This window comes from Isoptericola sediminis, assembly GCF_013085345.1.
GTDB classification, from domain to species: Bacteria; Actinomycetota; Actinomycetes; order Actinomycetales; family Cellulomonadaceae; genus Isoptericola; species Isoptericola sediminis.
Genome location: NZ_JABFAJ010000024.1, coordinates 172084 through 189346 on the forward strand (window position 1 = coordinate 172084; position 17263 = coordinate 189346).

The 17263-nt window shown below is 73.6% G+C and carries 19 protein-coding genes and 1 other RNA gene; 14 read left to right on the forward strand and 6 right to left on the reverse strand.

The features are described from left to right. Positions 1–24 precede the first annotated feature (24 nt). The 4 genes from HLI28_RS13205 to HLI28_RS13220 are packed head-to-tail and all read left to right on the forward strand — an operon-like array spanning position 25 to position 3802. On the forward strand, positions 25–1443 hold the full coding sequence (locus HLI28_RS13205; RefSeq protein WP_171248026.1) for a sugar porter family MFS transporter: 1419 nt from the start codon (positions 25–27) through the stop codon (positions 1441–1443). 24 nt (positions 1444–1467) lie between these two features. Continuing rightward, complete coding sequence (locus HLI28_RS13210) at positions 1468–2340, forward strand: Nif3-like dinuclear metal center hexameric protein (protein WP_171248027.1); 873 nt, start codon at positions 1468–1470, stop codon at positions 2338–2340. Positions 2341–2375: 35 nt separating this feature from the next. Beyond that, on the forward strand, positions 2376–3116 hold the full coding sequence (locus tag HLI28_RS13215) for a zinc ribbon domain-containing protein (protein WP_171248028.1): 741 nt from the start codon (positions 2376–2378) through the stop codon (positions 3114–3116). After that, positions 3116–3802, forward strand: coding sequence for a histidine phosphatase family protein (locus HLI28_RS13220; RefSeq protein WP_171248029.1), 687 nt, complete (start codon positions 3116–3118; stop codon positions 3800–3802). Before HLI28_RS13215 ends, HLI28_RS13220 begins: the two co-directional genes overlap by 1 nt. Positions 3803–3809: 7 nt before the next feature. On the opposite strand, the gene HLI28_RS13225 is transcribed toward HLI28_RS13220, so the two are convergent. Together HLI28_RS13225 and HLI28_RS13230 are read right to left on the reverse strand one after the other, a co-directional pair. Beyond that, a complete protein-coding gene (locus HLI28_RS13225) occupies positions 3810–4136 on the reverse strand; it encodes a TfoX/Sxy family protein (protein WP_171248030.1) in 327 nt (108 codons plus the stop codon). Between the two features lie 45 nt (positions 4137–4181). Beyond that, entirely contained in the window at positions 4182–5015 is an 834-nt protein-coding gene (locus HLI28_RS13230; RefSeq protein ID WP_171248031.1) for a peroxide stress protein YaaA, read from the reverse strand. Between the two features lie 35 nt (positions 5016–5050). Here HLI28_RS13230 and HLI28_RS13235 point away from each other — a divergent pair, with 35 nt between their 5' ends. The 5 genes from HLI28_RS13235 (at position 5051) to HLI28_RS13255 (ending at position 7511) form a co-directional block, all read left to right on the forward strand. Next, a complete protein-coding gene (locus tag HLI28_RS13235) occupies positions 5051–5518 on the forward strand; it encodes a nucleoside deaminase (protein WP_171248032.1) in 468 nt (155 codons plus the stop codon). A 29-nt stretch (positions 5519–5547) separates the two neighbouring features. Continuing rightward, the gene (locus HLI28_RS13240) at positions 5548–5931 is read left to right on the forward strand and encodes a tautomerase family protein (RefSeq protein ID WP_171248033.1); all 384 of its coding nucleotides are present in this window, start codon (positions 5548–5550) and stop codon (positions 5929–5931) included. Between the two features lie 23 nt (positions 5932–5954). After that, positions 5955–6336: RNase P RNA component class A (gene rnpB / locus HLI28_RS13245), an RNA gene on the forward strand. Between the two features lie 65 nt (positions 6337–6401). Then, positions 6402–6998 carry a GNAT family N-acetyltransferase gene (locus tag HLI28_RS13250; protein WP_171248034.1) on the forward strand — a complete coding sequence of 199 codons (597 nt, stop codon included), beginning with the start codon at positions 6402–6404 and terminating at the stop codon, positions 6996–6998. A 228-nt stretch (positions 6999–7226) separates the two neighbouring features. Continuing rightward, positions 7227–7511 (forward strand): STAS domain-containing protein, encoded by a 285-nt coding sequence (locus tag HLI28_RS13255; protein WP_246246732.1) that lies wholly within the window; start codon positions 7227–7229, stop codon positions 7509–7511. Between the two features lie 61 nt (positions 7512–7572). On the opposite strand, the gene ppgK is transcribed toward HLI28_RS13255, so the two are convergent. Beyond that, entirely contained in the window at positions 7573–8337 is a 765-nt protein-coding gene (gene ppgK, locus HLI28_RS13260) for a polyphosphate--glucose phosphotransferase (protein WP_171248036.1), read from the reverse strand. 28 nt (positions 8338–8365) lie between these two features. Here ppgK and HLI28_RS13265 point away from each other — a divergent pair, with 28 nt between their 5' ends. After that, positions 8366–8560 (forward strand): SPOR domain-containing protein, encoded by a 195-nt coding sequence (locus HLI28_RS13265; RefSeq protein ID WP_171248037.1) that lies wholly within the window; start codon positions 8366–8368, stop codon positions 8558–8560. A 25-nt stretch (positions 8561–8585) separates the two neighbouring features. Here HLI28_RS13265 and panB read toward each other — a convergent pair whose 3' ends face one another. Further along, complete coding sequence (gene panB / locus HLI28_RS13270; RefSeq protein WP_171248038.1) at positions 8586–9482, reverse strand: 3-methyl-2-oxobutanoate hydroxymethyltransferase; 897 nt, start codon at positions 9480–9482, stop codon at positions 8586–8588. Positions 9483–9590: 108 nt separating this feature from the next. Between panB and glnA the strand changes: the two genes are divergently transcribed. The 4 genes from glnA (at position 9591) to HLI28_RS13290 (ending at position 16019) form a co-directional block, all read left to right on the forward strand. After that, the gene (gene glnA, locus HLI28_RS13275) at positions 9591–10928 is read left to right on the forward strand and encodes a type I glutamate--ammonia ligase (RefSeq protein WP_171248039.1); all 1338 of its coding nucleotides are present in this window, start codon (positions 9591–9593) and stop codon (positions 10926–10928) included. 46 nt (positions 10929–10974) lie between these two features. After that, entirely contained in the window at positions 10975–14121 is a 3147-nt protein-coding gene (locus tag HLI28_RS13280; RefSeq protein ID WP_171248040.1) for a bifunctional [glutamine synthetase] adenylyltransferase/[glutamine synthetase]-adenylyl-L-tyrosine phosphorylase, read from the forward strand. Positions 14122–14222: 101 nt separating this feature from the next. Further along, positions 14223–15281: a DUF808 family protein gene (locus HLI28_RS13285; RefSeq protein ID WP_171248041.1), complete on the forward strand. Its 1059-nt coding sequence runs from the start codon at positions 14223–14225 to the stop codon at positions 15279–15281. Between the two features lie 54 nt (positions 15282–15335). Continuing rightward, positions 15336–16019 (forward strand): haloacid dehalogenase type II, encoded by a 684-nt coding sequence (locus tag HLI28_RS13290; protein WP_171248042.1) that lies wholly within the window; start codon positions 15336–15338, stop codon positions 16017–16019. Between the two features lie 39 nt (positions 16020–16058). Here the strand turns inward: HLI28_RS13290 and HLI28_RS13295 are convergent, their stop codons facing one another. Together HLI28_RS13295 and HLI28_RS13300 are read right to left on the reverse strand one after the other, a co-directional pair. Further along, entirely contained in the window at positions 16059–16790 is a 732-nt protein-coding gene (locus HLI28_RS13295; protein ID WP_171248043.1) for a DUF429 domain-containing protein, read from the reverse strand. A 24-nt stretch (positions 16791–16814) separates the two neighbouring features. Further along, entirely contained in the window at positions 16815–17150 is a 336-nt protein-coding gene (locus tag HLI28_RS13300) for a YciI family protein (RefSeq protein ID WP_171248044.1), read from the reverse strand. Positions 17151–17263: the final 113 nt, after the last annotated feature.

Here is a 17263-nt window from a genome sequence, read left to right on the forward strand (position 1 = left end):
GACGACAGCGGCGGAAGGGGCACCATGTCAGGCACGGCACAGACCCAGGAGCAGGGGTTCCACGCGGGGCGTGTGATCCAGCTCGCGGTGACCGCGGCGCTGGGCGGCTTCCTGTTCGGCTTCGACACGGCGGTGATCAACGGCGCCGTCACGCCCATGCAGGAGGCCTTCGGCATGGGCGCCGGGGTCACGGGCTTCGTCGTGTCCTCGGCGCTGCTCGGCTGCATGGTCGGCGCGTACTTCGCCGGACGGCTCTCCGACAAGATCGGCCGCGTCCGCGTCATGGTCATCGCCTCGGCGCTGTTCACGATCTCCGCCATCGGTTCGACGTTCGCCGTCGGCCCGGTGGACATGATCCTCTGGCGCGTCATCGGCGGCCTCGGCGTCGGGGCGGCGTCGGTCATCGCGCCGGCCTACATCGCGGAGATCTCTCCGGCGCACATCCGCGGGCGCCTCGGCTCCCTGCAGCAGATGGCCATCGTCACCGGCATCTTCATCGCCCTGCTGTCCGACTACGCCATCGCCGCGGCGGCCGGCGGGGCCGGCAACGAGTTCTGGTTCGGCCTCGACGCCTGGCGCTGGATGTTCTTCACCGAGGTCATCCCCGCCGTCATCTACGGCGCGCTCGCGCTGTCGATCCCGGAGTCCCCCCGGTTCCTGGTGCACCAGGGCCGCGAGGACGAGGCCCGCAAGGTGCTGTCCAGCGTGCTCACCGAGGGCGTCGACGACCGCATCAGCGAGATCCGCCGCACGATCATCCGCGACCGCGCCACCTCGCTGCGGGACCTGCTCAAGCCCACCGGCGGTCTGCTGCCGATCGTCTGGATCGGCATCGCGCTGAGCGTCTTCCAGCAGTTCGTCGGGATCAACGTCATCTTCTACTACTCCTCGACGCTGTGGCAGGCGGTCGGGTTCACCGAGGACGACGCCCTGCAGCAGACCGTCATCACGTCGGTGACCAACATCGTCGTCACGGTCGTGGCGATCCTGCTCATCGACCGGATCGGCCGACGTCGCCTGCTCACCATCGGGTCGGCCGGCATGTTCGTGGCCCTCGGGACGATGACGATCGTGTTCAGCCAGGCGCCGCTCGTGCCCAACGACGCCGGCGAGCTCGAGCCGGTCCTCAGCGACAGCGCCGGCATCGTCGCCCTCGTGGCCGCCAACCTGTTCGTCGTCTTCTTCGGGATGTCCTGGGGTCCGGCGGTGTGGGTGCTGCTGGGGGAGATGTTCAACAACAAGATCCGTGGCACGGCCCTCGGCATCGCGGCGGCGGCCCAGTGGCTGGCCAACTTCGCGATCTCCAGCTCCTTCCCGTCCATGGCGGAGGTCGGGCTGTGGTTCGCCTACGGCTTCTACACGATCGCGGCGCTGGCGTCGCTGTTCTTCGTGCTGCGGTTCGTCCCCGAGACCCGCAACAAGGAGCTCGAGGACATGGAGTGACCGGCACGTCCTAGGCTCGGGGCCATGAACGCCGAACACCCCACGCTGGCCGACGTCGTCTCCGTCCTGGAGGACCTCTACCCGCCGTCGACGGCGGAGGGCTGGGACGCCGTCGGTCTGGTCGCCGGCGACCCGTCGCGGCCGGTGCGCCGGGTGCTGTTCGCCGTCGACCCGGTGGCCGACGTCGTCGCCGAGGCCGTGGAGTGGGAGGCGGACCTCGTGGTGACCCACCACCCGCTGTTCCTGCGCGGCGTGCACTCGGTGGCGGCGACCACGTTCAAGGGCGCCGTGGTCCACCGGCTGCTGGCGGCGGGCTGCGGGTTGTACGTGGCGCACACGAACGCCGACGCGGCGCCGCGGGGGGTCGCGGACGCCCTGGCCGACCTCGTGGGGCTGAGCGACCGCCGTCCGCTCGTCGCGCACGTCGACGACACCGAGCGCGGGCTGGGACGCGTGGGCACCCTCGACCACCCCACGACCCTGGGAGAGTTCGCCGAACGCGTCGCCCAGGTGCTGCCCACCACCGTCCAGGGTGTCCGCGTGGCCGGCGACCTCGAGGCCCCGGTCACGACGGCCGCGGTCGTCGGCGGGTCGGGCGACTCCCTGTTCGACGCCGTGCGGGCGACGGCCGCCGACGTGTACGTCACCGCCGACCTGCGTCACCACCCGGCCTCCGAGCTGCGCGAGCGGGCCGTCTTCGAGGCGACCGACCCGGAGCGGCGCGAGGCGGGCACCCCGTTCCTCGTGGACGTGGCGCACTTCGCTTCCGAGTGGCCCTGGCTGGCCTACGCGGCCACGGATCTCTCCGCCGGTCTCGGAGACGGTACGGTGACCACGAAGGTCAGCACCCTGGTGACCGACCCGTGGACGCACCGCGTGGGCGGCGTCGGGCGCTGACCGGCATCAGGAGAGCAGACCGAGAGGACCCGTCCATGGCTACCGCACCCGTCGAGGACCAGCGTCGTCTGCTCCAGGTCCAGGCCCTGGACACCCGCCTCCAGCAGCTCGCCCACCAGCGCAGCAAGCACCCGTCGCTGACGACGCTGGCCGAGCTGGACAAGCGGCTCGCGGACCTGCACTCCTCGCTCGTGGACTCCCGGACCGCCGTCGCGGACCTCGAGCGCGAGGTCGCCAAGGCCGAGGCCGACGTCGAGCAGGTGCGCACCCGCGCGAACAAGGACCAGCAGCGGCTCGACAGCGGCGCCCTCGGTGCCAAGGACGCCCAGGCCGTGGTGAGCGAGCTCGAGTCGCTCGCCCGTCGGCAGAACGTCCTGGAGGAGACCGAGCTCGAGATCATGGAGCGGCTGGAGGCCCACCAGGAGTCGCTCGGGCAGGTCGAGGCCGCGCACGGCGAGCTCGTCGCCGCCCAGGAGAAGGCCGCCGCCGAACGGGACGCCGCCTACGCCGAGATCGACGCCGCCGCCCGCGAGGTCCAGGCGGAGCGTGCCCAGCTGGCCGAGGGGCTCGACGCCGGTCTCGTGACCCTCTACGACCGCCTGCGCGCCCAGCTCGGCGGTCTCGGCGCCGCTGCCCTGCGTGGCAACCGCTGCGAGGGCTGCCGCCTCGAGCTCAACCCGGGTGACCTCGCCGCCGCGCGCGGAGCCGCCCCGGAGCAGATCGTCCGGTGCGAGGAGTGCGGCCGGATCCTCGTGCGCGACCTCGACGGTTCCTGATGCACCGCCGACCCGCCCCCGGAGCCCTGGCGCGCTACGACGGCGCGGTCCCGGCCACGCTCGTGCTGGTGCGGCACGGCGTGACGCACCTGACCGAGGCCGGGGCGCTGTCCGGCGGCGACGTGCCCGGGCCGTCGCTGACCACGGCAGGTCGCCGCCAGGCGGCCCAGGCCGCGGACGCCGTCTTCCGGCTCGGCACCGAGCGCTGGGCCGACCTCGCCCGGCCCGACCTGCTGGTCGCCTCCCCGATGGTGCGCACCCAGGAGACCGCCGCCGCGATCGGCCGGCGGCTCGGGGTGCACGTCACGACGGACGAGCGCTTCGCCGAGGTGCGCTTCGGCGTCTGGGAGTCCCTGACGCCTCAGGAGGTCGAGGAGACCTGGCCGGGCGACCTGGCCAAGTGGGTCACCAGCGGATCCTTCGCCCCGCCCGAGGGAGAGTCCTACGCGGACCTGGGCGAACGGGTCGGCCCCGCGGTCGACGAGCTGGCGGCGGGCACGGTGGGCCGCACCGCGGTCGTGGTCGCCCACGCCGCCGTGATCCGGTCCGTGATCGGCCGGGCGCTCGATGCGCCCCCGGCCGGGTGGGGGCGCCTCCGCGTGCCGCCGTGCTCGCTGTCCATCGTGCGGCTGTGGCCGGACGGGGACCGCGAGGTCACCGCCGTCGGGCACCCCGCCGCGGACTGACGACCGGTCACTTCGGCGGCAGGGCGGCGGCGTGGTCGGCGCCGCGGGCCACCCAGGCGTCCAGCGTGGCGGGGTCGGTGAGCTCGTCCCGTCCCACCGAGACGAACCCCCGCATCTGGCGGTGACCCCTGCTCATCGGGGCGGCGCCTGCGGCCAGGGCGTCCTCGTACCCGTCCGGGCCGACCCGCACCATCAGCGCGTCGCGCAGGACCCCGGCGGCCATGTTCCCGGAGAGCATGAACGCGATGCCGCCGAACATCTTCCGTTCGGTGAGACCCTCCCACCGGGTGAGGGACTCCCGCACGCGGTCGGCCAGCTCCTCGTCGTAGGCCATGGCGCCAGTGTGCGCCGGCGGCACGCGCCCCGCCCGGGAGACCGGTCAGGCGATGACGAGCTCCAGGGTGTGCGGGCGACGCGCGCCGGTGGCCTCGTGCAGCTCGGCCGCGACCATCCGGTAGCTGAGCCCGGTGCCGACCTGCGTGCCGATCACCTCGCCGTCGAGCTCGCGGGCCGCGGCGAGCAGCCCGGTCGCCGAGGTCGGGGGAGCGGCTCGGCGACGCAGCAGGTGGCCCGTGAGCACGCCACGGGTGTGCTTGGCGTTGTGCGAGACGACGGTGCGCTCGCCGTCCGCCTCCCGCACCACCCGGACCGTCACCCACTCGGCGGCGTGGTCGCCGGTGGTGGCCGGCTTCCAGGCGGAGACGTAGGCGGACGAGCGGCAGTCGACGACGACGTCGCCGGCGGCCCGCTCGGCCAGCGCGGCGGTCAGGTGCGGCCGCCAGGCGGTGGCCAACCCGCCGACGCCCGGCAGCGTGACGCCCATGGACAGCCGGTAGGCGGGGATCCGGTCGGACGGCGCGACGACGCCCCACAGGCCCGAGAAGATCCGCACGTCGTCCGCCGCACGGGCCGCCGCCTCACCGGCGAGGTCGCCGAGGCCGGCGGCCGCGTACAGGACCCCGGTGTAGACGTCGGTCGCCGGTGCCGTCGGGGCGGTGCGCAACCGGGTGTTGCGGGCGACCTCCTCCGCCAGGCCCGCCCCCACCTTGAGGACCGCGGTGGCGTCGTCGCGGGCGCTGGCGGTGGCCAGCGCGTCCAGGACGGCCTCGCGCTGCGCGGTGAGCTCCGGCGCGGTGAGCGCCGCGAGGTCGACAGGTGCGCCGTCGTCGGGCGCGGGGGTCTTGCCCTCGGAGGGCGGCAGGCAGATCAGCACCCGGACACCTTAGGCAACCGTGGGACGATCTCGGCATGACGAACGACGTGCACTGGCTCACCCGGGCCGTGGAGCTGGCGACGCGCAGCGTGCCGGCCGGTCACGGGCCCTTCGGCGCGGTGGTCGTCCGCGACGGCGAGGTCGTGGCCGAGGGGACGAACCGTGTGACGACGGACACGGACCCGACCGCGCACGCCGAGGTCGTCGCGCTGCGGCAGGCGTGCGCACGGCTCGGCGTCTTCGACCTGAGCGGCGCGGTGCTGTACAGCTCGTGCGAACCGTGCCCGATGTGCCTCGGGGCCGCCCTGTGGGCGCGCGTCGACCGGGTGGTGTTCGCCGCCGACCGCGACGACGCCGCCCGTGCCGGCTTCGACGACCGGCACTTCCACGAGGTGCTCGCCGGCCGGCAGCCCTCGGAGGTGCCGATGGAGAACCTGCGGATCGACGCCGCGCTCGCCCCGTTCGAGGCATGGCACGCCTATCCGGGGCGCACCGCCTACTGACGGACCGCCCCGGGCGGTACGGTCCCCTCATGGCGCAGGTGAAGATCTACGGAAACCGGACCATCTGGGGCGAGCGTCGTGAGGAGGTCTCCGACGCCGTGCACGACGCGCTGGTCACGGCCTGGCGGATCCCCGAGGACAAGAGGTTCCACCGGTTCCTGCTGCTCGAGGACGGGGACCTCGTCGCGCCGCGGTCGGACGCGTACCTCCTCATCGAGGTCGTCTGCTTCTCCGGCCGGTCGACCACCGCGAAGAAGGCTCTGGTCAGGGCCATGTACGACGAGGTCGCGCCGGCCCTGGACCTCGCGGACGACGACCTGGAGGTCGTGATCCTCGAGAGCCGGCCGGAGAACTGGGGGATCCGCGGCCGGACGGCGGACGAGCTGGTGCTGACGTACCCGGTGGAGGTCTGAGGCCGTTATCCTTGCCGGGCGGACGAGTCGGTCGGACGGTCGCGTCGGCGGTGCTCAGGCGCCGTCGCCGAGGAACGTCCGGGCTCCGAAGGGCAAGGTGGTGGCTAACGGCCACCCGGGGTGACCCGCGGGACAGTGCCACAGAAAACAGACCGCCGCCGGGAGACCGGCGGTAAGGGTGAAACGGTGGTGTAAGAGACCACCAGCGTGTCCGGTGACGGGCACGGCTCGGTAAACCCCACCTGGAGCAAGGTCGGACAGGGGACGTTCGAGGGCTGCCCGCCCGATGTCCCCGGGTAGACCGCTGGAGGCCTGTGGCGACGCAGGTCCTAGATGGATGACCGTCGCCCGTGCGGGGGTGACCCGGCACGGGAACAGAACCCGGCGTACAGACCGGCTCGTCCGCACCCCACCGCACCGGCGCCGGCTGTCCGGCGGCGAGCGTCGGGGGTCGCCCGTAGGGTCACGGCGTGGCGACGCTCACCGCACGGCCCGCGAACCAGGTCCCCTTCGAGGACCTCCAGACGGTGCTCGGTACCTCCCAGGCCGGTCGGTGCCAGTGCCAGCGGCAGGTGCTCGGCGACGGCGAGTGGTGGGACATGCCGGTCGAGGAACGGCGGCTCCGGCTGGCCGAGCAGACGTGTGCCGACGACCCGACCTCGCCGGTGACCAGCGGCGTCGTGCTCTACGACGGCGACGAGCCGGTCGGCTGGGTGGCCGTCGGCCCGCGCCCGACGTACCGCCGGTACTACGGGCGCAGTCCCGTGGCGTGGCGCGGGCGTGCCGAGGAACGCGACGACGACGGCGTGTGGCTCGCGGCCTGCTTCGTCGTCCGCGCGGGGTACCGGGGCCAGGGGCTGATGTACGAGCTGGCCCGCTGCGCCGTCGACTTCGCCCGGGAACGGGGTGCGCGGGTCCTCGAGGGGTATCCGATCGTCGCCGCGGACGGCGGCGAGGTGATCTGGGACGAGGCGAGCGTCGGCGTGCCGCAGATCTTCTCGGCCGCCGGCCTGGAGGAGGTCGCGGCCCCGACGTCGCGCCGTCGCGTCCTGCGCCTCGAGCTGTGACCGACGGGCGCTCAGGCGCCCCGGTCAGAACGTGAAAGTTCGGTCAAGAACGGTTCCGGAAACGGGTTCCCGTGGGGGTCGGAGTGGTGTAGGTTGGCGGCATCGCGACGACGAGGTCGCGAGTCTCGAACGCCGGTGCCGCGCCCGCGGCACGCAGGGGGCGAGGACACCAGGGACGAAGGTGGCACAGTGACCCTCATCCATGAGGTTCGGGCCGGAGGGATCGTCTTGAACGAGACGCCCGAGGCCAGTGTGGTGACCCTGTGGGGCGAGATCGACATCGCCCTGCGCGACGAGGCCTCGGCTGCTCTGGCCGGGGCGTTCCAGCGTGACCTTCCCGTGATCGTGGACGCCTCCGAGGTGACGTTCCTCGACTCCGCGGGTATCGCCTTCCTCGTCCAGCTCTGCCGCATCGGGCAGGACGAAGGGCTCTCCGTCACGTTGCACGACCCGCCCGCCGTCGTCAGCGAACCGCTGGGCACGTTGCACGTCGACGTCCCCGTCGCCCACTGACCCGACACGACGACGCCGCACCCCCCGGTCGGGGGGTGCGGCGTCCTCGTGTCCGGAAGGATCAGTGGGGGTCGGCCGCGAGGGAGGCGGCGCCGACGATCCCGGCGCGGTTGCGCAGGGTGGCCGGGACGATCTCGGCGCGCAGGTCCAGCAGCGGCAGGAACTTCTGGTGGTGCTTGCTCACGCCGCCGCCGACGACGATGAGGTCGGGGGAGAGCAGCATCTCCACCGTCTCGAAGTAGCGCTGCAGGCGCTTCGCCCACTTCTCCCACGACAGGTCCTCGCGGTCCCGCGCGGCCTCCGACGCCTTCGTCTCGGCGTCGTGCCCGTCGATCTCGAGGTGGCCGAGCTCGGTGTTCGGCACGAGCACGCCGTCCACCAGCAGGGCTGACCCGATCCCGGTGCCCAGGGTCGCCATGAGCACCACGCCGCCGTGCCCGGCGGCCGCCCCGTAGCGGTCCTCCCCGACCCCGGCCGCGTCCGCGTCGTTGACCGCCGTCACGTCACGGCCGGTCGCCTCGCGGACGAGCTGCGGCAGGTCGACGCCCTTCCAGGACTTGTGCAGGTTGGCGATGAACCGGACGATCCCGCGGTCCAGGGGCGCGGGGAACGCGACGCCGACCGGCGCCTCGTCGGGCAGGTCGAAGCCGGCGACGAGCTCGGCGAGCACGTCGGCGACCGCGTCCGGGGTGGACTTGCTCGGGGTGGGGATCCGCAGCCGGTCCGCGGCGAACTCGCCCGTGGTCAGGTCGACGGGGGCGCCCTTGATCCCGGACCCGCCGATGTCGATACCGAAGGCCACCTGGTGTCCGCTCTGCTCAGCCATGGACCCCATCTTGCGGCAGGATCGAGTCATGAGCGAGTACAGCAGCAGCACACAGTATTGGTTCAACACCGAGACCGGGCAGGTGGAGACCGCGAAGGAGAAGTCGAGCTGGACGCACCTGCTGGGTCCGTACGCCACGCGCGAGGAGGCGCAGCACGCCCTGGACAACGCCGCGCGGCGCAACGAGGAGTGGGAGGCCGAGGACGAGGACTGGCGGCGCTGAGGGGCTCGGCGCCGCCGGTCCCGCGTCACTGGTCGAAGGTGTGCTCCTCGGTCGGGAAGGACCCGTCGCGCACCTCGGCCGCGAAGTCCGCGGCCGCCTGCTGCAGGGCGCGGCCCAGCTCGGCGTAGCGGCGGGCGAAGCGCGGCGACCAGTCGGTCATCCCGGCCATGTCGGTCCACACGAGGACCTGGCCGTCGACCTCGGGGCCGGCGCCGATGCCGATCGTCGGGATGACCAGGAACTCGGTGATGCGGGCCGCCACGGCGCGGGGCACCATCTCCAGCACGACCGCGACCGCGCCGGCCTCCTGGACGGCGAGCGCGTCCTGGCTGAGCTCCTCGGCCGCGTCGTCGCCCCGGCCCTGCACGCGGGGGCCGCCCAGCGCGTTCTCGGACTGCGGGGTGTAGCCGAGGTGGCCGACCACCGGGATCCCCGCCTGGGTGATCGCGCGGATCTGCTCGGCCGAGCGGCGGCCGCCCTCGAGCTTGACCGCCGAGGCGCCGGTCTCCTTCATGATGCGCACGGCGGAGGCGAGGGCCTGCTCGGGGCCCGCCTCGTAGCTGCCGAACGGCAGGTCGACGACGACGAACGCGTGCTGCGCCGCCGAGGCGACCGCCCGTCCGGCCCGCACCATGTCGTCGAGGGTGACGGGCAGCGTGGTGGCGTGCCCGAGCATGGTGTTCCCGACGGAGTCGCCCACGAGCAGCGTGTCGATGCCGGCGGCGTCGAGGATCGCGGCCGTGGGGGCGTCGTAGGCGGTGAGCATGGTGATGCGCTCACCACGCTCCTTGGCGCGCTGCAGGTGGTGGACGCGGACTCGGCGGGCGCCGGCGGCGATGCCGGCGGCGTCGTCGTCGGTGACCGACCTCACAGCGGAGTTGTCAGCGGGCGTGACCGAGGGGTTGTGGCCTGCGGGTTCCATGGTCGATAGCGTAGGCGACAGCCGGTGCGGGCCCAGGTCCCGGACCGGTGCGACGGACCGTCGACGGTCCGTCACCCACGGTTAACAGGTATCGGGCAGGATGAGGTCATGGACAGGCAGCAGGAGTTCGTGCTTCGCACGGTCGAGGAGCGCGACATCCGCTTCATCCGACTCTGGTTCACCGACGTGCTGGGGGTGCTCAAGTCCGTCGCGGTCGCCCCGGCGGAGCTCGAGCAGGCCTTCGTCGAGGGCATCGGCTTCGACGGCAGTGCGATCGAGGGGCTGACACGGGTCTACGAGGCGGACATGATCGCCAAGCCCGACCCCACGACGTTCCAGGTGCTGCCCTGGCGCGGTGAGCGCCACGGCACCGGTCGCATGTTCTGCGACCTGCTCACCCCCGAGGGCGAGCCCTCGCGTGCCGACTCGCGCAACGTCCTCAAGCGCACGCTCGCCAAGGCCGGCGACAAGGGCTTCACGTTCTACACCCACCCCGAGGTCGAGTTCTACCTCTTCAACCAGATGGGTTCCTCGGACGGGCCCCTGGTGCCGGTCGACGAGGGCGGCTACTTCGACCACCTGGCCCGCGGCAGCACGCACGACTTCCGGCGCGCGGCCATCTCGATGCTCGAGTCGATGGGTATCTCCGTGGAGTTCTCCCACCACGAGGCCGGGCCCGGGCAGAACGAGATCGACCTGCGCTACGCCGACGCGCTGACCACCGCGGACAACCTCATGACGTTCCGCACCGTGGTCAAGGAGGTCGCGCTCGAGCAGGGTGTGTTCGCCTCCTTCATGCCCAAGCCCTTCGCGGACAAGCCGGGGTCGGGCATGCACACCCACATGTCGCTGTTCGAGGAGGACTCCAACGCCTTCCACGAGCCGGGGGCGCAGTTCGAGCTGTCCAAGACCGGGCGTCAGTTCATCGCCGGGCTGCTGGTGCACGCCGGGGAGATCACCGCGGTGACCAACCAGCACGTCAACTCCTACAAGCGGCTGTGGGGCGGCTCCGAGGCGCCCAGCTACATCTGCTGGGGCCACAACAACCGCTCCGCGCTGGTGCGCGTGCCCATGTACAAGCCGGGCAAGGGCAACTCCTCGCGGATCGAGTACCGGGCGCTGGACTCGGCGGCGAACCCGTACCTGGCGTTCGCCGTGCTGCTGGCCGCCGGGATGAAGGGCATCGAGGAGGGGTACGAGCTGCCCGAGGCCACCGAGGACGACGTCTGGGAGCTCACCGGGGCGGAGCGCCGAGCGCTCGGCATCGCGCCGCTGCCGGAGTCCCTCGACGAGGCCATCGAGCTCATGGAGTCCTCCGAGCTCGTCGCCGAGACCCTGGGCGAGCACGTCTTCGACTACGTGCTGAAGAACAAGCGCAACGAGTGGGACGCCTACCGCGCCCAGGTCACCCCGTACGAGCTCAAGACCTCCCTGCAGTTCCTCTGAGCGGACGGCCGCCGCACGCTCCGGCGGCGGCCGATAGGGTCGAGAGGTGAGCCCGACGACCTCCGGCACCGGTAGACCGCAGACCCCGACCCGGAGGCTGCTCCGGGCAGGGTTCGCCGACCTGACCCGGTCGGCGACGCTCTGGCAGGACGCCGAGCTGCAGCGCCGCCTCCCCGCCGACGCGGGCGGGGACGACGGCGTGCTGCAGGCCCTCGGGGTCACGGCCGACCCGGACCTCGCGCTGCTGCACCTCGTGCGGCTGGCCTCGGTGCCCGCCGCGCAGCAGACCGTCGAACGGCTGCTCGCGGCGGACCAGCGTTCGGGCGAGGGCGTGGCCCGGGGACGGCTAATGGCCGTCCTCGGCGCGTCGACGGCGCTCGCGGACGAGATCGTCCGCCGTCCCGCGCTCCTGGACGTGCTGGGCGACGGCGACGGCGGGCTCGGGGCCGACCCGCGGGACGTGCGCGCGGAGCTCCTGCGCGCCGTCGGCGCCGACCCGGAGTCGGCGGATCCCGTCGCGGCCCTGGAGCCCGAGGGCGCCGACGCGCCGGGGTGGCCCGACCGGGACGCCCCCACCGCCACGGACGCGCTGCGGCGCGCCTACCGCGAACGGCTGCTGCGCATCGCCGCCACGGACCTGACGGCGCCGGACCCCTCGGCCACGCTGCCGGACGTCGGCGCCGCGCTGGCCGACCTGGCCGCCGGCGCGCTGGAGGCGGCGTTGGCGGTGGCGCGCTCCCAGATCCCCGACCACGGCGCCGGGGCCCGCCTCGCGGTGATCGGGATGGGCAAGACCGGCGGTCGCGAGCTCAACTACGTCTCCGACGTCGACGTCGTCTACGTGTGCGAACCCGCCACGGACGAGGCCGGGGAGCCGGTCCTGGACGAGTCCGCGGCGATGCGGATCGGGACCCAGCTCGCCACCCGGCTGCAGAAGGTGTGCGGCGGCACCTCGCTCGAACCGGCGCTGTGGGAGGTCGACGCGGCGCTGCGTCCCGAGGGCAAGCAGGGGCCGCTGGTGCGCACCCTGGCCAGCCACGTCGCCTACTACGAGCGCTGGGCCCAGACGTGGGAGTTCCAGGCCCTGCTCAAGGCCCGCCCGGTGGCGGGGGACGCCGCGCTCGGCGCGGCCTACCGCGAGGCCGTCGACCCGTTCGTCTGGGCGGCCGCCAACCGGGACCACTTCGTCGAGGACGCCCAGGCGATGCGGCGCCGCGTCGAGGCGCACGTGCCCAACGCCGAGGCCGACCGGCAGATCAAGCTCGGCAAGGGCGGGCTGCGGGACGTCGAGTTCACCGTCCAGCTCCTGCAGCTCGTGCACGGCCGCACCGACGACGCCATCCACGACGGCAACACGCTGGCCGGACTGTCCGCGCTCGCGGCCGGGGGGTACGTCGGGCGCGAGCACGCCCTGCGCATGGGCGCCTGCTACCGGTTCCTGCGGTCCCTGGAGCACCGGGTCCAGCTCTTCGGGCTCAAGCGCACGCACCTGCTGCCGACCGAGGACGAGGACCTGCGGCGCCTCGCCCGGTCGCTGGGCATGCGCGGCCAGGGCGCCGAGGACCTGCGCCAGCGCTGGCGGGCCACCCGGCGCGAGGTCCGTGCCCTGCACGAGGCCGTCTTCTACCGCCCGCTGCTGCCGGCGTGGGCGCAGCTCTCGGAGGACGAGCTCTCGCTCGCCCCGGACGCCGCGCGCGCCCGGTTCGCGGCGATCGGCTACCGCGACCCGGACGGGGCGATGCGGCACGTCGTGGCACTCACCGAGGGCACCTCACGCCGGGCCAAGCTGCAGCGCCAGCTCCTGCCGGTGATGCTCGGCTGGTTCGCCGAGGGCTCCGACCCCGACGCGGGCCTGCTGGACTTCCGCAAGCTGTCCGAGAACCTCGGCGCCACGCCCTGGTACCTGCGGCTGCTGCGCGACTCCGGGAACGCCGCCTACCACCTGGCCCACCTGCTGTCCTCCTCGCGGTACCTCGCCGAGGCGCTGGCCCGCTCACCGGAGTCGGTGCAGTGGCTCGCCGACACCTCCCGGCTGGAACCCCGCGGTCCCGAGCGGCTCGCCGCGGAGGCGGACGCCGTCCTGACCCGGGCGGACGACCCCGGTCCGGCGGCGACCCGGCTGCGCGCCCTGCGGCGCCGCGAGCTCGCCCGGACCGGCGCCGGCGAGGTGCTCGGCGTGCTCGGGCCCGTGCAGGCCCAGGCGGCGATCTCCGACGCCGCGGACATGGTCGTCGTCGGCGGCCTGCGCGTGGCCGAGTTCGCCGCCCGGGACCAGATGGGGCTGGGACCCGACCCGGCGGCGAACCCCACCCGCATGCTCGTGGTCGCCATGGGTCGCCTCGGCGGACGGGAGATGGGCTACGGCTCGGACGCCGACGTCCTGTTCGTGCACGACCCGCTGCCCGACGCCGACCCCGAGCAGGCCAAGGCGTTCGCCGAGCTCACCGCGCGCACGCTGCAGAAGCTGCTCTCCGCCGTCGGACCCGAGCCCCCGCTGCCGGTGGACGCCGACCTGCGTCCCGAGGGGCGGCAGGGGCCGCTGGTGCGCACGATGGCCTCGTACACCGAGTACTACGAGCGCTGGGCGAGTGTGTGGGAGCAGCAGGCGCTGCTGCGCGCCCGCCCCGTGGCCGGCGCGACCGGCACGGCGGTGGACCTGGCCGAGCGCTTCGACGCCGTCGTCGACCCGTTGCGCTACCCGCCCGGGGGGCTCGCCGAGCCCAAGCTGCGCGAGGTGCGGCGCATCAAGGCCCGCGTCGAGTCCGAACGGCTGCCACGGGGCACCGATCCCAGCCGCCACCTCAAGCTGGGGCGTGGGGGAGTGTCCGACGTCGAGTGGACGGTCCAGCTCCTGCAGCTCCAGCACGCGCACGAGGTGCCGGGACTGCGCACCACCGAGACGGTCGCGGCGCTGGCCGCGGCCGAGGGGGCCGGACTCGTCGAGGCCGAGGAGGCCGAGTGCCTGCTCGACGCCTGGCTGCTCGCGTCCCGGCTGCGGTCCGCCCTGGTGCTGTGGTCCGGCAAGGTCGGCGGCCTGCGCGCGGACGTGCTCCCGGCGGACGCCTGGGCGCTGACCGGGTTGGCGCGGCTGCTCGGCGACGTCGACACCGGCCAGGAGCTGGAGGAGCTGTACCTGCGCACCGCACGACGCGCCCGCACGGTGATGGAGCGGCTCGTCTACGGCGACGACTGACCCGGTCTGGGGCACGATAGGCCCATGCGATCGTGCCTGGAGTCCTCGTCCGTCCTCGCGGCGCCCTGCCCGCGCCACGCCGGCATGCCGGGGGCGGCCGCGTGAGCGCCGGGCTGCTCGGGCTCCTCGACGACGTCGCGGCCATCGCCAAGCTCGCGGCCGCCTCGCTGGACGACGTCGGGGCGGCGGCCGGCCGGGCGACGGCCAAGGCGGCCGGCGTCGTGGTGGACGACACCGCCGTGACGCCGCAGTACGTGCACGGGGTCGCGGCCGAGCGCGAGCTGCCGATCATCAAGAAGATCGCGTGGGGCTCGATCCGCAACAAGGTGCTCATCATCCTGCCGATCGCGCTGGTGCTGAGCGAATGGCTGCCGTGGTTGCTGACGCCGATCCTCATGCTCGGCGGCACCTACCTGGCGTTCGAGGGCGCGGAGAAGATCTGGCGCCGGGTGCGCGGGCACACGGACCACGACCGGCCGGCCGCCGCGGTCGGCCCCGAGGCCGAGAAGACGATGGTGTCCGGGGCGATCCGCACCGACCTCATCCTGTCCGCGGAGATCATGGTCATCGCCCTCGACGAGGTCGCCGACGAGGGGTTCTGGTCCCGGCTGGTGATCCTGCTCGTCGTGGCTCTCGTCATCACCGTGATCGTCTACGGCGCCGTGGCCCTCATCGTGAAGATGGACGACGTCGGGCTGGCGCTCGCACAGCGCGAGTCCGACCTGTCGCGCCGGGTCGGGCGCGCCCTGGTGACCGGGATGCCCAAGGTGCTGGCCACGATCTCGGTGGTGGGCACGGTGGCGATGCTCTGGGTCGGCGGGCACATCCTGCTGGTCGGGGTCGACGAGCTCGGCTGGCACGGGCTGTACGACCTGGTGCACCACGGCGAGGAGGCGATCGCCGCGGCGGTCCCGGGCATCGGCGGGTTCCTCGCCTGGTGCTTCAACACGCTGTGCTCGGCCCTCATCGGCCTGGTCGTCGGCGCGGTCGCGGTGGCCGTGATGCACGTGCTGCCGTTCGGCGACGACCACGACGCGCGCGACGCCCACGACAGCCCGGCCACGCCGCGCCCCGCGGCCGAGCACGACCCGGACGCCGAGTCAGGGCGGTCGGGCGGCGAGTCAGCGGGGACGGGCGCGAGCCGGCACGACGAGCACTGAGTCCGCCCGCCCCGTCGGATTGCTGGAACCGGCGACCCGGGCGACGGTAGGGGGATGTCGATCCCACGTCCCGACCTGGTCGTCCTCGACGTCAACGAGACCCTGTCCGACCTGGCGCCGCTGGCCGACGCCTTCGGTGACGTCGGCCTGGACCCGGGCGACGTGGAGGCCTGGTTCGCCGGCGTGCTCCGGGACGCCTTCGCGCTCGGCATGCTCGGTGACAACCCGTCGTTCGCGGAGATCGGCGGCGCGCTGCTCCGCGCTCGCCTGACGGCGGCCGGCCACCCCGATCCGTCCGAGGGTGCCCAGCAGGTCCTGGGACGGTTCGTCGCCCTGTCCCCGCACCCGGACGTCGTCCCGGGGCTCCTGGCCCTGGCGGAGCTCGGCTGCCGGATCGTCACGCTGAGCAACGGGTCCGCGGACGTGGCCCGCGCCCTGCTCGCCGACACCGCGGCGGGCAAGGTCGTCGAGGACTATCTCGCGGTGGCCGAGGCGGACGCCTGGAAGCCCGACGCCCGTGCGTACGCCCATGCGCTGGCGGCCGCCGGCGTCGCCGCCGAGCGGGCGGTCCTCGTCGCCGTGCATCCCTGGGACGTCGAAGGGGCGCGACGCGCCGGTCTGCAGACCGCGTGGGTCAACCGCACCGGCGCCGTCTACCCGGACCACTTCGGCCCGGCGGACCGGGAGGTCGCGTCCGTCGTCGACCTGGCGGCGGTGCTGGGGGAGCTGCCGCGCTGAGCCGGGCCGTCGCGCCGAGCCACCGCGGCCGGTGAGACGTCAGTCGTGTCCGGCACGGGGCAGCACGATCCAGCCCTCCCGGGACGCCAGGTCGCGCAGGTCGGCGGGCACGGGTTCGCAGCGGCCCTGCCGGGCCCGTCCGGCGATGACGGCGCACAGCACGGCGTCGAGGGCGTCGTCGGTGTCGCGGCACAGCGGCGCGAAGGTGTCGAGGTCGAGCCACGGGAACGCGATCGCCAGGTGGTCGACGAGGTCCGCGCGGGCGCGGGACGACTGCGGGTCGCGGCCCTTGTACCCGCGGTGGGGCAGCCCCCAGATCTTCAGTGCCGCTGCGGGGTAGACCTCGATCACCGGCCCGCTGCCGGCGCGGTCGACGACGGTCCCGGACCGCGTGAGCATCGCGAGGATCGCCGCGCAGCGCATCGCCGCGGCGCCGATCCGCTCGGCGGAGACCGCGAGCGGGCGCACGCCGGTGCGCTGCCAGACGTGCAGGTCGGTGGCCCGGTAGGTGAGAGGGCGACGCGTCTCGGGGACCACCAGGTCGTGCCCGCCGTCGCGGTGGGCGACGACGTAGTCGACGAACGCGTCGGGCCAGCCGATCGGGCAGTCGATCCCGGTGGTCGCGGCCGCCCGGACGACGTCGCAGAGCGCGGCGTCGTCGTGCTCCCCGACGGCGAGCGCGGTGACCCGGGCATCGTCGTCGGACCACTCGATCGTCGCCACGCCGGTCTTGCGAGGGTTCGCCGACAGGTCGATGCCCGCGGTGATCATGGCCGGTCGCAGCTGGTCGGTCGGCTACATCCCGGGCAGGGGCTGGGCCTCGTGGACCTCGATCGTGCACCCGCCCGGCATCTGCAGGTGCGGGTGCGTGCGCGCCAGGGCGACCGCGGCGTCCATGTCGTCGGCCTCCAGGATCGTGTAGCCCGCCACGTCCTGGGTGCTCGGCCGCTCGCCGTCCGGGGTGACCTGGACGCCACCGGCGAGGGGCGTGCCGAAGTCGATCATCCGTTCCCCGACCTGGTCGGCCCAGGCCATCCAACGGCCCATGACCTCCTGTGTCTCCTCGGCTGTCGGCGGCGTGGCGTCGTCCGGCGTCATCGGCGCGTGGTAGACGAACATGAAGCGTGCCATGGTTCTCCCCCTCGAGATCACCGGCCGTCCACCGCCGGTCTGCCGTCACCGTAGGTCGCCGCCACCCGGCACGCATCCGTGCGCGACGGCGACCCGCCGTCCCGACCCGGCGG

Coding starts and splice junctions, on each gene's coding strand:
- HLI28_RS13205 (WP_171248026.1), top strand. CDS start 25: ATGTCAGGCACGGCACAGACCCAGGAGCAGGGGTTCCACGCGGGGCGT.
- HLI28_RS13210 (WP_171248027.1), top strand. CDS start 1,468: ATGAACGCCGAACACCCCACGCTGGCCGACGTCGTCTCCGTCCTGGAG.
- HLI28_RS13215 (WP_171248028.1), top strand. CDS start 2,376: ATGGCTACCGCACCCGTCGAGGACCAGCGTCGTCTGCTCCAGGTCCAG.
- HLI28_RS13220 (WP_171248029.1), top strand. CDS start 3,116: ATGCACCGCCGACCCGCCCCCGGAGCCCTGGCGCGCTACGACGGCGCG.
- HLI28_RS13225 (WP_171248030.1), bottom strand. CDS start 4,136: ATGGCCTACGACGAGGAGCTGGCCGACCGCGTGCGGGAGTCCCTCACC.
- HLI28_RS13235 (WP_171248032.1), top strand. CDS start 5,051: ATGACGAACGACGTGCACTGGCTCACCCGGGCCGTGGAGCTGGCGACG.
- HLI28_RS13240 (WP_171248033.1), top strand. CDS start 5,548: ATGGCGCAGGTGAAGATCTACGGAAACCGGACCATCTGGGGCGAGCGT.
- ppgK (WP_171248036.1), bottom strand. CDS start 8,337: ATGGCTGAGCAGAGCGGACACCAGGTGGCCTTCGGTATCGACATCGGC.
- HLI28_RS13265 (WP_171248037.1), top strand. CDS start 8,366: ATGAGCGAGTACAGCAGCAGCACACAGTATTGGTTCAACACCGAGACC.
- panB (WP_171248038.1), bottom strand. CDS start 9,482: ATGGAACCCGCAGGCCACAACCCCTCGGTCACGCCCGCTGACAACTCC.
- glnA (WP_171248039.1), top strand. CDS start 9,591: ATGGACAGGCAGCAGGAGTTCGTGCTTCGCACGGTCGAGGAGCGCGAC.
- HLI28_RS13290 (WP_171248042.1), top strand. CDS start 15,336: ATGTCGATCCCACGTCCCGACCTGGTCGTCCTCGACGTCAACGAGACC.
- HLI28_RS13295 (WP_171248043.1), bottom strand. CDS start 16,790: ATGATCACCGCGGGCATCGACCTGTCGGCGAACCCTCGCAAGACCGGC.
- HLI28_RS13300 (WP_171248044.1), bottom strand. CDS start 17,150: ATGGCACGCTTCATGTTCGTCTACCACGCGCCGATGACGCCGGACGAC.